Below are 12,051 nucleotides of genomic sequence, written 5' to 3'. Positions count from 1 at the left end.
CAGGATAGCTTCGTGCGGCACCGCACAAGTGCCGGCATCGCGCCAGCGCGGCGCCGCACGCCCGGCTTCGGGCAGGCGTCGGGCGACCGGCCGTCGAAGGCGACTTGCTGCCAGCGGGCGCCGAGACCGGTGATCTTCATGAGATCGACGGGGGCGAGGCGGTCACATCCGCCACCCGCGACACGGCCGCGGACGATGGCGCGGTCTTCTGCCTGCGGCACAATCCGGCCCCGATTTTTCCGTCGGCCACGCATGGCCGCTACCGATCGGGCAGCGGCCCGGGCCGCCCCGCAATCCGCAGGAGCAAAGCGAATGTCAGGCAGTCATTTCCACGTCCACGGTCCGCACGATCACGAGATCGAGCATGCCGCCGCCCACGGCGACAAGGACCCGTTCGCGGGTCGCGTGGCGGTCACCACCGCCATCCTCGCGACGGTGGGCGCGCTGTTTTCGTATGAAGGCGGCGCGACCCAGGCGGCGGCCACGCTCTACAAGAACGATGCCGCGATCAGGAAGACCGAGGCAGCCGACCGCTGGGCCTTCTACCAGTCGAAGAGCGGCAAGCAGAACCTGGCCGAGCTGGGCATGGGCCTGCTCGGTGCCCAGCCGCAGAACGAGGCGGTGCTGGCCGAGATCGCGCGCCTCAAGGCCGAGGCCGAGCGCTACAAGGGCGAGAAGGACGGCCTGAAGAAGGAAGCCGAGGCGCTGGACCACGAGTCGGCCGAGTTCGACGAGAAGTCGGCGCACGAGCTGCACACGCATCACCGCTGGGCCCAGGCGACGACCGCGATCCAGGTGGCGATCGCGCTGTCGGCCATCGCGCTGCTCACGCGGCGCAACTGGCTTCAGATGGGGGTGTACGCGGTGGGCGCGGGCGGCGTGGCGCTCGGCATCGCGGCGGCGATGCATCTCTGACGGTGGCGGCTGCCGGGCCGGGCGGCGCATCGCAGGGCCGGGGCGGGCGGCGTACGCCGGCGTCCTCACAGGCATGCGCCGGTGCCATCACGGGCGCGGGCGGGCGAGCCGACCGTGGCGCGCGGGCCACGGCGCCGGCCGGTGTCGCCACGGTTGCGCCGGGATTCGCTGTCGCGCGAGCGGGGGTCAGCCGCGCCGCACGGCCTCGTCCACCGCCGCGAGGCGGCTCTTGGCGAGCGGCGGATTCTTGGCGAAGTAGCGCTTGATGCCCGAGACGATCGCGTCGGCCAGCTTGTCCTGGTAGGCGTCGTCGTTGAGGCGGCGCTCTTCGTCGGGATTCGAGATGAAGGCGGTCTCGACGAGGATGGACGGGATGTCGGGCGCCTTGAGCACGGCGAAGCTCGCCTGCTCGACCTCGCCGCGATGCAGCTTGTTGATCTTGCCGATGTGTTCCAGCACCGCGCGCCCGAGCTTGAGACTGTCGTTGATCTGAGCGGTGGTGGACAGGTCGAGCAGGACGCTGGCGAGCTGGCGGTCACGCGCGCTGACATTGATGCCGCCGATCAGGTCGGCATCGTTTTCCTTCTGCGCGATCCACTTGGCGGCGGCCGAGGAGGCGCCGCTCTCGCTCAGCGCGAACACGCTGGAGCCGCGCGCGTCGCGGTTGATGAAGGCGTCGGCGTGGATGCTGACGAACAGGTCCGCCTGCACGCGGCGCGCCTTCTGCACGCGCACGTTGAGCGGCACGAAGTAGTCGTCGTCGCGGGTCATGAACACGCGCACGTTGGCCTCGCCGTCGAGCTTGCGGCGCAGGCGCTGAGCGATCTGGAGCACGACGTTCTTCTCGTAGCTGCCGGAGGCGCCGGTCGCGCCGGGGTCTTCGCCGCCGTGGCCCGGGTCGAGCGCGATGGTGACGAGGCGCGAGACGGACGGGCGCGGGTCGGCCGGTACCGGCGGGCGCGCGGCCGAGGCCGGCGGCACGGCCGCGCCGTGGCCGCGCGCGGCATCGGCCGGGTTGGCGGGCGGCGCCGCCCCGGTGACGCGGCCGCTGTCGGGGTCGATGCGGGTGATCCAGTCGCCGCTGCCGGGGCCGGTTTCGGGCGCGCGCGCGAGCGGCGCCGGGCCGGCAGGCGGCTCGGGCAGCGGCGAGGAGGTGGCACGGGCGGGCGGCTGCGCATCGGGCGCGCGGCCGGCGTGCTGGGCATCGCCGCCGCGCGCGGGCGGCGCGTCGGCGGGCGGCGCTGCATCGCCACCCTGGGCCAGTTGCATGAGCGGATCGACCGGCTCGGCGGGGTAGAGGTCGAAGATGAGCCGGTGCCTGAACTGCGCGACCGGCTCGACCGAGAACACCTGGGGTCGCACGCGCTGCTTGAGGTCGAGCACGAGGCGCACGACGCGAGGCCGGTTCTGGCCCACGCGCACGGCGCGGATGTATGGATCGTCGGGCGTGATCTTGGAGACGAGGTCGCGCAGCGTGGTGTTGAGGTCGAGGCCTTCCACGTCGACCACGAGCCGGTCGGGGTTCTCGACCAGGAAGTGGCTGAAGCGGATCTCGTTGTCGTGTTCGAGCGTGACGCGGGTGTAGTCGGCGGCGGGCCAGACGCGCACGGCGGCGATCTGCGCGGCGCGGGCGGCGCGGGTGCCGGCCAGCGGCAGCAGCAGCGCGGCGGCGCCCGAGCGCAGCACGCGACGACGATGGAACAGGCGGTCGCTCATGCGGCCGCCGGACTTGCCAGCGCGTTCAGACATTCGCGCCCCCGTTCGCTGAAAGCATCGAGCCGCGCATGGCGGCCGTCACCGGCGTAATCGAGATGCAGGGCGAGATCGGGCGGCGGCAGCAGCTCGCCGGCCTGCTCGGGCCATTCGACGGCGCAGACGGCGTTGTCGGCGAAGTGATCGCGCAAGCCAGCATCGAGCCAGTCCTCATCGCGGTTAAACCGATAAAAATCAAAGTGGTAGAAGGCAATTCTCGAATCGTTCTCGCTCGCGCGCAAGGCGGGAGCAAGGCTGTAACCCTCGACGATCGCGTAGGTGGGGCTGCGCACGGGGCCGGTGTGGCCGAGCGCGCGCAGCGTGGCGCGGATGAAGCTCGTCTTGCCGGCGCCGAGATCGCCGTGCAGTTGCAGGTGCAGCGGCGCGCGCAGCACGGCGGCGAAGCGGGCGCCGAGCGCGTCGGTCGCGGCGGCGTCGGGCAGCTCGATGGCGAGCGTCGCGAGGGGGGCATTCATACTCGGACCTCGATCCGTGCAATTGATGGAAGTGATGTGCCGCGGGCGGGTGACGCCGCTGCGGCCAAGCCTGGAATGACTGTGAACCCTTCGACCGGCGGCGGCGCGGCTGTTGCCGGAAAGCAAAACGCGGCGGCACGCGCGGCCGGAGCGGCGGACTGCCCGACGGTCGATGCGTCCGCCGGGCGGCAGGCCGGCCCGCCCGCCGCGTCGCCGCTCGCACTGGCGGGCGCCGATCGGGCCGAAAACCTTGCCGCGCTCGTCGCCCGCATCCGCGCCGAGGCGGCCGCGCTCGGCTTTGCCGGCTGCCGCATCGCGCCGGCCGAGGTGCCGGCAGCGGCGGTGGACGGCCTCGCGCGCTGGCTCGCGGCCGGGCGCCACGGGGGCATGGATTATATGGATCGGCATGCGGCGCTCCGGGCCGACCCGCGCGGCCTGCTGCCGGAGGTGGCGCGGGTCATCGGCGTGCGCATGGACTATCTGCCGGCCGCCGCGCCCGCCGGCTGGCGCGAGCGCGAACGGGCCGCGCAGCGCGCGCCGGGCACGGCGGTGGTGTCGATCTATGCGCGCGGGCGGGACTATCACAAGGTCATCCGCAATCGCTTGCAGAAGCTGGCCGAGCGCATCGACGCGCTTGCGGCCGAGGCCGGGCTGGGCCGGCATTTCAGCCGCGCCTGCACCGATTCGGCGCCGGTGATGGAGGTGGAATTCGCGCGGCTGGGCGGGCTGGGCTGGCGCGGCAAGCACACCCTGCTGCTCGACCGCGACGGCGGCTCGATGTTCTTTCTGGGCGAGCTGCTGACGAGCCTGCCGCTGCCGGTCGATGCGCCGGTCGAGCCGCATTGCGGACGCTGCGCCGCCTGCATCGACGCCTGCCCGACGGGCGCGATCGTCGCGCCCTACGAACTGGATGCGCGCCGCTGCATCAGCTACCTGACCATCGAGCACGACGGACCGATCCCGGTCGAATTCCGCCGCGCGATCGGCAACCGCATCTACGGCTGCGACGACTGCCAGCTCGCCTGCCCGTGGAACAAGTTCGCGCATCGGGCGAGCCTGCCCGACTTCGACGCGCGCGCGCCGCTCGACCATGCGGAGCTGCTCGATCTGTGGGGCTGGGACGAAGCCGGATTCCTGCGTCGCACCGAAGGCAGCGCGATCCGCCGCGTCGGGCATGAGCGCTGGCGGCGCAATCTCGCGGTGGCGATGGGCAATGCGTTGCGCGATCCGGTCACCTCCGCGCCCGAGCGCGCGGCGCTGGCGGCGGCGCTCACGGCGGCCCGGTCCGGGGCGTCGCCGCTGCTGGCCGAGCACATCGACTGGGCGCTGGCGGGTTGGGGCGGGCCGCTCCCGCCGCCCGCCTCAGCGTCCGCCGATCGAATCGAACAGCTGCTGCAACTTGTGCGGCTCGATCGGCTTGGCCAGGAAGCCGTCCATGCCGGCGGCGCGACAGTCGGCGCGCATGCGCTCGGAGTCGTCCACCGTCACCGCGATGATGGGCAGGCGGGCGTGGCGCGGATCGGCGCGCAGCCGGCGCGCGAGTTCGGGGCCGTCGATGCCGGGCATGTCGCAATCGGTCAGCACCAGATCGACATCGAGCCGCCCGAGCAGCTCCAGCGCCTCGGCGCCGTCGCCGGCGGTCGCCACCTCGAAGCCCATGCGCGCGAGCGAATCGACGGTCACGAACTGGGTGATGCGGTTGTCTTCCACCAGCAGCACGCGGCGCATGCCGGCCACGCGCGGCGGCACGGGCGCGGAATCGTCGTCGCGCGGCTGGGGCACGGTGGCCACCTCGGCGATGTCGGCCACCGGCGCTTCGAGTTCGAGCCCCAGCTGCAGCGATTGCGCGCCGAGCGTGACGCCGAGCCGGCCGCCCATCAGCCGCGCGAGCTGGCGCGCATTGGCGAGCGCGAGGCCCTGGCTGCCCAGGGCACTCGGCACCGGATCGAGCGTCGGCAGCAGCAGCAGCGACTCGGCCTGCTCGGGCCGCACCAGCGCATGGCTCAGCAGGTCGAGCCGCACGGCGATGCGACGCGGCGCCAGCACCGTCTCGGTGAGCGTGACCGTCACGCCGCGCGCATCGGCCTGTGCCAGGGCCGCGTCGATCAGCAGACTGATCAGCTGGGCCAGGCGTTCGCGGTCGGCCAGCACGCACTGGTTGCTGAACGCGGCTACCACCAGTCGTGGCGCGATACCGCCCGCGCCGGCCGCACCGCGCCGCGCGTTCACCAGTTCATGCAGCAGTACCGGCAGATCGACCGGGCCACTCGCGAGCCGCAGCTGACCGGCCTGCAGCAGGGCGCGGTCGGCCAGCGTGGTGAGCGTGCCGTCGATGCCGCGCGCCGAGCGACGCAGGGTGTCGAGCAGGCGCTGGCGCTGCGCGCCCGTGTTCTCCTGGGCCAGTGCGTCGGCCACGCGCGCGAGCGCGGTGCCGGCCGGACGCAGCTCGGCCACGATGCCGTCGAGCAGGTCCGATTCCTGGCGCGCCAGCGTGCGCGCGCGATCGAGTTCGAGCCTGTTGCGCGCGAGCTGCTCGCGCAGCACGGCCAGCTCGCGCGCGAGCCGGCGCCGGCTCAGCCATTGATGGGTGGCGATGCCGGCCAGTACCGGCACGGCAAGGCCGGTGCCGAGAAGAGCGAGGGAAAGCGAGAGCGGCATGGGCGGAAGAAGGCGCGCCGCCGGCATGGCGGGCGCGGAGCCGATCGAGTGTGCCTCAGCCCAGAAGCCCGAGCCAAAGCGGGATGCCCAGCATCGACAGAAGCGTGCTGAGCGAGATGAGCCCGGCGACGAGCGGTCCGTCGCCGCCCATGCGCTGGGCCAGCACATAGGCCGACGAGGCGGTGGGCAGGCAGCCGAACAGCAGCACGACGCGGGCCTCGGCGGGCGGCAATGCAAGCGCTTGCGCGAGACCGAAGGCCACCAGCGGCAGCAGCCCGAGCTTGACGAAGGTGAACCAGCCCACGAGCCAGCGCGACACCCCGAGTTGGCGCAGTTGCAGCCCCGCGCCCACGGCGATCAGCCCGAGCGCGATCGACGCCTGGCCGAGCCGGCTGAGCAGCGCCGCGACCGGCTCGGCCAGCGTGCCGCCCGCGAGGTTGAACGCCAGCCCGCCCAGCGTCGCCACCAGCAGCGGATTGCGCGCGAGTTCGCGCCACAGGCCGGCGCCGCTGTGGCGCGCGAGCGCGAGCACCGCCATCGCATTGGCCAGCGGCACCGCGACGCCGATGATGACCGCCATCGTCGCCGTGCCCGGCTCGCCGCCGAGCCGGCTCGCGAGGGCGAGCGCCACATAGCTGTTGAAGCGGAACGCGCATTGCAGCCCCGATGCGAAGCGTCGCGCATCGGGCTTGAAGGCCAGCGCCAGGGAGCCGAGCAGCGCGCCCGCCAGCGTGATGCCGAGCGAGCACTGCACCAGCCCCAGTGCCGTGCCGGCGTGGAAGCTCGTTCGCGCGATCGAGTGCACGAGCAGCGCCGGAAAGAGGATGAAATAGACCAGCCGCTCGACACCGACCCAGAACTGCGGCGCGAAGCCGCCACGCCGGGCCAGCAGCACGCCGAGCGCGATCAGCGCGAAGTCCGGCAGCAGCAGCAGCGCGGTCTGCATCCGCGCTCAGGCAGCGCCGCGGTCGAGGCCGAAGGTCTGGCGGTAGGAGAGATAGATCGCGCAATGCATGGTCGAGAACAGCACGACCGACAGCGGCATCACCAGGAAGGCCTGGAGCGATTGCGGCGCGCCGAGCAGCGACAGCGGCGCGAGCAGCACGAGCTGGCTCAGCACCATCACCGCGAAGGCGCCGGCGAAGAAGCTCGCGAAGGCGCCGAGATTGCGCCAGCCCGCCACCGTGCTGAAGAACAGCGCCTTCAGCGGCGGCACGTCATGCCAGGCCACGAGCGCCGGCGCGAACCAGAAGCTGAGCGTGACGGCGAGGTAGCCGACGATGGCCGCGATCATCGCGAAGGTCATGCGCGACGATTCCATCTCGGCTTCACTCGGCTCGCGGCCCTCGATGAACATGTGCGACAGCGTGCCGTCGTCGAGCAGCGCGGTGAGCAGGAAGACGAGGCAGATCGCCAGGAAGTAGAAGCCGCCCAGTTGCAGCAGCGGCTTGGCCGCCTTGCCGTGGTTGGCCCGGAAGCCCACCACCAGCTCGCGCACGTTCACGCCTCGCCCCTCGCTCGCCGCCCTGGCTGCGCTCAGGAAGCCGACCGACAGGCCGGGCATGAGCGCCACCTGCACCAGCGGCCCGAGGATCGGGATGAGCACCACGAGAAACAGCGTGAACAGGTAGAACAGGAACAGCGTCATCAGCGAGATGGGCTGGCGCCGGAACAGCGCGAAGCCGTCGCGGATCCAGCCCCAGCCGGCGGCGGCGGGCAAACGGTAGGCCTGCATGGAGACGGGCGACGACATGGCGTGAGATGGGTTCAGGGCAGGGCGCAGCCGGGACCGGCGCGGCGCAGACGCAGGATGCGTTCGAAATGCGTCGGATCGTGCGGCGTGAGGGTTTCGGCTTCACGCGGGCGGTAGAAGTCGTACAGCCGGCTGACCCAGAAGCGCAGCGCGCCGGCGCGCAGGGCGAGCGGCCAGGCGGCGCGCTCGGCGTCGGTGAAAGGGCGCTCGGCTGCGTAGGCGGCGATGAGCGCATCGGCGCGCGCCGCGTCGATCGCACCGCTGTCGAGGTCGATCGCCCAGTCGTTGACGGCAACGGCGAGGTCGAAGATGAAGCTGTCCACGCCCGCGAAGTAGAAGTCGAACACGCCGCCCAGATGGGGCGCCGCGCGCGTGCCATCGAACAGCACGTTGTTGCGGAAGATGTCGGCATGCACCGGGCCGCGCGGCAGGCTTGCGTACTGCGCGCCCGACTGATGCCCGGCCTGCACCGCGAGTTCGTCGCGCAGCAGGTCGGCCAGGTCGGCGGGCAGCCATTCGGCCACCTTGGGGAGCATCGCCTGCTGCCAGTCGAGGCCGCGCAGGTTGGGCTGCATGAGCTGCGGCCGGGCCTCTTGGTAGGCGAGGCCGCCGGCGTGCATCTGCGCGATCGTGCGGCCGAGTTGGCGGCAGTGCTCGGGCTGCGGATCGAGTTCGAACTCGCCCTTCAGCCGCGTCGCGAGGCAGCAGGGCTTGCCCTTGATGCTTTGCAGGATCGCACCGGTGCGGTCGGGAATCGGCCTCGGCACCGCGACGCCGCGCGCCGCCAGCGCCGCCATGAATTCGAGATAGAAGGGCAGCTGGGCCGGCTCCAGGTTCTCGAAGATGGTCAGCACGAAGCGCCCGCCGTTGTCGGCCGAGGTCGTGTTGAAGAAGAAGTTGGAGTTCTCGATGCCGGAGCCGATGCCTTCGATCGACACGAGTTCGCCGAGGTCGTACTGGCGCAGCCAGTCCGCCGCTTCTGCCGGACTTACCGGCGTGAATACAGCCATGGGGTGGTCCTCACCACTCGAGGATCAGCCAGCTCGGTACCGTCAGGTTGGGCGAGGGGCCGTCGAAACGCTGGAGTTGTCCGCCGCCGGAGCGGTCGATGAGCCAGTAGGGCTTGCCGACGTTGGGCGTGACCTTGACGGCGTAGAGCCGGCCGTTCACGCGGTATTCCTTGAACTCGGCGCTGCCGTCGCGGCGGACGGTGATGTCGGGGGGCTTGCCGCCTTCGAGCGTCGGGGCGCCGTCGGGGACGGGTTCGAGCTTGAGCGGCGGTTCGGCGGGGTCGGCGGCAAGCGCCGGAAGGGCCAATGCGGCGAGCAGCAGGCCGGCGAGGGCCGGAGCGGCACCTTGCCCGATGCCTGCCGCCAGCGCGGCAAACCGGCTGCCGGCACGGGCCGGCGTGCCGCCGAGGCGGTGGAAAGCGCTCGCGATGCTGCCCCGGTCGGAGGCGGCGGTGCCGTCAACGTCGTCGAAAACGGCCGCAAAGCGCGGCGAGACGGGCGAAAGCGAGCGGGTTTTCATCGGCCGGATTCTATCAGCGCCCCCTTGGGCGACCCGACATAATGCCGGGCCAATTTCCGGAGCTGTCTCCAACGATGAACAAGCGTCTGCTGCTGGTCGATGGGTCCAGCTATCTCTACCGAGCCTTCCACGCGCTGCCCGATCTGCGCAGCCCCCAGGGCGAGCCGACCGGCGCGATGCACGGCATCCTCGCCATGCTGCGCCGGCTGCGCGCCGACTTTCCGGCCGATTACGCCGCCTGCGTGTTCGACGCGCGCGGCAAGACCTTTCGCGACGACCTCTATGCCGATTACAAGGCCAACCGCGCGTCGATGCCGGAAGACCTCGCGAAGCAGGTCGAGCCGATCCACGTGGCGGTGCGCGCCGAGGGCTGGCCGATCCTCATGGTCGAGGGCATCGAGGCCGACGACGTGATCGGTACGCTCTGCCGCGAGGCCACGGGCAAGGGCATCGACGTGATCGTGAGTACCGGCGACAAGGATCTCGCCCAGCTCGTCAATCAGCACGTCACCCTCGTCAACACGATGAGCAAGGACGGCAAGCCCGAAATGCTCGACCCGGCGGGCGTGGTGGCGCGCTTCGGCGTGCCGCCCGAGCGCATCGTCGATTACCTCGCGCTCATCGGCGACACGGTGGACAACGTGCCGGGCGTGGACAAGGTCGGCCCCAAGACGGCCGTGAAATGGCTGACCGAGCACGGCTCGCTCGACGCGATCATCGCTGCGGCCGACGGCTTCAAGGGCGTGACCGGCGAGAACCTGCGTCGCGCCGTGCCGCAGTTCCCGCTCACGCGTGAGCTGCTGACGGTGAAGTGCGATTGCGACCTGAGTGCGCATTGCGTGGCGCTGGAGGCGCTCCTGCCGGCCGAACCGGACGCCGAGGCGCTGCGCGGGTTGTACGAGCGCTACGGCTTTCGTACCTGGTTGCGCGACATGGGAGGGCCAGGGCGGGCGGCCGGCGGACGTGGCGCGGCGGGAGCGGGAGCGGGAGCGGGAGCGGCCGAGTTCGCGTTGGTCGGGCAGTCGGGTGGGTTCGCGCCGGGCACCTCGACCGGCAGTCCCGGCGCGCAGCCCGTGACTGGCTCGTCCGTCGGCGCCGACGACGACAGTGCGCCGGATGCCCGGACCACGGCCGGCGACCTGTTCCCCCCAGCCATCACGCGCGACTACGAATGCGTGCTGACCGAGGAGGCGCTCGCCGCCTGGATCGCACGCATCGACGCCGCCGAGCTCACCTGCGTCGATACCGAGACCACCTCGCTCGACCCGATGCGCGCAGAGATCGTCGGCCTGTCGCTCAGCGTCGAGCCGGGCCGCGCCTGCTACATCCCGCTCGCCCACCGTTATGCCGACGCGCCAGCCCAGCTCGACCGAGAAGCCGTGCTCGCCCTGCTCAAACCCTGGTTCGAGGATTCGAGCAAGCCCAAGCTGGGCCAGAACCTCAAGTACGACCGCCATGTGCTGCTCAACCACGGCATCGCGCTGGCGGGTGTCGCGCAGGACACGCTGCTCGAAAGCTATGTGCTCGAAAGCCATCGCAGCCACGACATGGATTCGATGGCGCTGCGTCATCTGAACGAAACCACCATCACCTACGAACAGGTCGCGGGCAAGGGCGCGAGCCAGATCTGTTTCGACCAGGTGGCGATCGATCGCGCCACCGAATATGCCGCCGAAGATGCCGACATCACACTGAGGCTGCATCGCCATTTCGCGCCGCAATTCGAAGGCGAAGCCGGCTTGCGCCGGATTTACGAGGAAATGGAGTTGCCCGTCGCCGAAGTGCTCGCGCGTATCGAGCGGCATGGCGTTCTGGTGGATTGCGAGGCGCTCGCGGCGCAAAGCCATGCGCTTGGCCAGCGCATCCTCGAACTGGAACAAGAGTGCTATGACGCGGCGGGCCAGCCGTTCAACATCGGTTCGCCCAAGCAGATCGGCGAATTACTGTTCGGCAAGCTCGGTCTGCCGGTCGTGAAAAAGACGCCGAGCGGCGCCCCGTCCACCGACGAGGAAGTGCTGCAAAAGCTCGCCGAGGACTATCCGCTGCCCAAGCTCATCCTCGAACACCGCGGGCTGGCCAAGCTCAAGAGCACCTACACCGACAAGCTGCCGCGCATGGTCAATCCCGCTACGGGGAGAGTGCATACCAACTACGCGCAGGCCGTGGCGGTGACGGGACGGCTCGCCTCGAACGAGCCCAACCTCCAGAACATTCCGATCCGCACGCCCGAGGGCCGGCGCGTGCGCGAGGCCTTCATTGCTGCGCCGGGCCATGTGATCGTGAGTGCCGATTATTCGCAGATCGAATTGCGCATCATGGCGCATATCGCCGATGACGCGAATCTGAAACGCGCATTTACCGAAGGAATTGATGTCCATCGCGCCACTGCCGCTGAGATATTCGGAATCGACCCCGAAATGGTGAGCAATGAACAGCGGCGTTACGCGAAAGTCATCAATTTCGGATTGATATACGGAATGAGCGCATTCGGTCTCGCGGCGAATCTCGGCATTGGGCGAGATGCTGCAAAGCTTTACATCGATCGCTATTTCACACGTTATCCGGGCGTCGCGCGCTACATGGAGGAAACCCGGAGGCTGGCAAAGACGCGCGGATATGTCGAGACGGTATTCGGGCGTCGGCTCTGGCTGCCGGAGATTAATTCGCCGAATGGTCCGCGCCGTCAGGGCGCCGAGCGTGCCGCGATCAATGCGCCGATGCAGGGCACGGCAGCCGACCTGATCAAGCTCGCGATGATTGCGACACAGAAGGCGATCGACGCCGAGCGATGGGCGACCCGCATGGTGATGCAGGTGCATGACGAACTCGTGTTCGAGGTGCCCGACAGCGAACTGGAGATGGTGCGGCGGCGTGTACCCGAGTTGATGGCAGGCGTCGCATCACTCAGCGTGCCTTTGCTGGCGGAGATCGGCGCGGGTCCGAACTGGGAAGCGGCGCACTGAGCAC

At 70.3% G+C, this 12,051-nt stretch carries 9 protein-coding genes and 1 pseudogene; 3 read left to right on the top strand and 7 right to left on the bottom strand.

Annotation, left to right across the window (positions count from 1 at the left end):
- Window positions 1-312 precede the first annotated feature (312 nt).
- Window positions 313-915, top strand: coding sequence for a DUF4337 domain-containing protein (locus tag H566_RS0104270; protein WP_028310470.1), 603 nt, complete (start codon window positions 313-315; stop codon window positions 913-915).
- 186 nt (window positions 916-1,101) lie between these two features.
- Here H566_RS0104270 and H566_RS22805 read toward each other — a convergent pair whose 3' ends face one another.
- Together H566_RS22805 and tsaE are read right to left on the bottom strand one after the other, a co-directional pair.
- Window positions 1,102-2,631 (bottom strand): N-acetylmuramoyl-L-alanine amidase, encoded by a 1,530-nt coding sequence (locus tag H566_RS22805; RefSeq protein WP_051377996.1) that lies wholly within the window; start codon window positions 2,629-2,631, stop codon window positions 1,102-1,104.
- A complete protein-coding gene (tsaE, locus tag H566_RS0104260; RefSeq protein WP_034410436.1) occupies window positions 2,628-3,143 on the bottom strand; it encodes a tRNA (adenosine(37)-N6)-threonylcarbamoyltransferase complex ATPase subunit type 1 TsaE in 516 nt (171 codons plus the stop codon). Before tsaE ends, H566_RS22805 begins: the two co-directional genes overlap by 4 nt.
- 75 nt (window positions 3,144-3,218) lie before the next feature.
- Here tsaE and queG point away from each other — a divergent pair.
- Window positions 3,219-4,481: pseudogene (queG, locus tag H566_RS29895) on the top strand (tRNA epoxyqueuosine(34) reductase QueG); the annotation flags it as partial.
- Window positions 4,482-4,505: 24 nt separating this feature from the next.
- Here queG and H566_RS29890 read toward each other — a convergent pair.
- Genes H566_RS29890 through H566_RS29595 form a run of 5 tightly spaced genes read right to left on the bottom strand, consistent with a single transcriptional unit; the run spans window position 4,506 to window position 8,871 of the window.
- A complete protein-coding gene (locus H566_RS29890; protein ID WP_028310468.1) occupies window positions 4,506-5,801 on the bottom strand; it encodes a response regulator in 1,296 nt (431 codons plus the stop codon).
- A 55-nt stretch (window positions 5,802-5,856) separates the two neighbouring features.
- Window positions 5,857-6,747: an AEC family transporter gene (locus H566_RS0104250; RefSeq protein WP_028310467.1), complete on the bottom strand. Its 891-nt coding sequence runs from the start codon at window positions 6,745-6,747 to the stop codon at window positions 5,857-5,859.
- 6 nt (window positions 6,748-6,753) lie between these two features.
- Entirely contained in the window at window positions 6,754-7,554 is an 801-nt protein-coding gene (locus tag H566_RS22800) for a BPSS1780 family membrane protein (protein ID WP_156924286.1), read from the bottom strand.
- Between the two features lie 14 nt (window positions 7,555-7,568).
- Window positions 7,569-8,564 (bottom strand): homoserine kinase, encoded by a 996-nt coding sequence (locus tag H566_RS0104240; protein WP_028310466.1) that lies wholly within the window; start codon window positions 8,562-8,564, stop codon window positions 7,569-7,571.
- Window positions 8,565-8,574: 10 nt separating this feature from the next.
- A complete protein-coding gene (locus H566_RS29595; RefSeq protein WP_211238030.1) occupies window positions 8,575-8,871 on the bottom strand; it encodes a DUF2782 domain-containing protein in 297 nt (98 codons plus the stop codon).
- A gap of 287 nt (window positions 8,872-9,158) precedes the next feature.
- Here H566_RS29595 and polA point away from each other — a divergent pair, with 287 nt between their 5' ends.
- Window positions 9,159-12,047 carry a DNA polymerase I gene (gene polA / locus H566_RS0104230; RefSeq protein WP_028310464.1) on the top strand — a complete coding sequence of 963 codons (2,889 nt, stop codon included), beginning with the start codon at window positions 9,159-9,161 and terminating at the stop codon, window positions 12,045-12,047.
- Window positions 12,048-12,051 lie beyond the last annotated feature (4 nt).

It is taken from the genome of Derxia gummosa DSM 723 (assembly GCF_000482785.1).
GTDB lineage: Bacteria > Pseudomonadota > Gammaproteobacteria > Burkholderiales > Burkholderiaceae_E > Derxia > Derxia gummosa.
The sequence above is the reverse complement of the archived record's forward strand: the minus strand, read 5'-3'. Positions and strand labels throughout refer to the sequence as shown.

What these genes read in the sequence shown, in the direction of transcription:
- H566_RS0104270 (WP_028310470.1), top strand. Translation starts at nt 313, where the DNA reads ATGTCAGGCAGTCATTTCCACGTCCACGGTCCGCACGATCACGAGATC.
- H566_RS22805 (WP_051377996.1), bottom strand. Translation starts at nt 2,631, where the DNA reads ATGAGCGACCGCCTGTTCCATCGTCGTCGCGTGCTGCGCTCGGGCGCC.
- tsaE (WP_034410436.1), bottom strand. Translation starts at nt 3,143, where the DNA reads ATGAATGCCCCCCTCGCGACGCTCGCCATCGAGCTGCCCGACGCCGCC.
- H566_RS29890 (WP_028310468.1), bottom strand. Translation starts at nt 5,801, where the DNA reads ATGCCGCTCTCGCTTTCCCTCGCTCTTCTCGGCACCGGCCTTGCCGTG.
- H566_RS0104250 (WP_028310467.1), bottom strand. Translation starts at nt 6,747, where the DNA reads ATGCAGACCGCGCTGCTGCTGCTGCCGGACTTCGCGCTGATCGCGCTC.
- H566_RS22800 (WP_156924286.1), bottom strand. Translation starts at nt 7,554, where the DNA reads ATGTCGTCGCCCGTCTCCATGCAGGCCTACCGTTTGCCCGCCGCCGCC.
- H566_RS0104240 (WP_028310466.1), bottom strand. Translation starts at nt 8,564, where the DNA reads ATGGCTGTATTCACGCCGGTAAGTCCGGCAGAAGCGGCGGACTGGCTG.
- polA (WP_028310464.1), top strand. Translation starts at nt 9,159, where the DNA reads ATGAACAAGCGTCTGCTGCTGGTCGATGGGTCCAGCTATCTCTACCGA.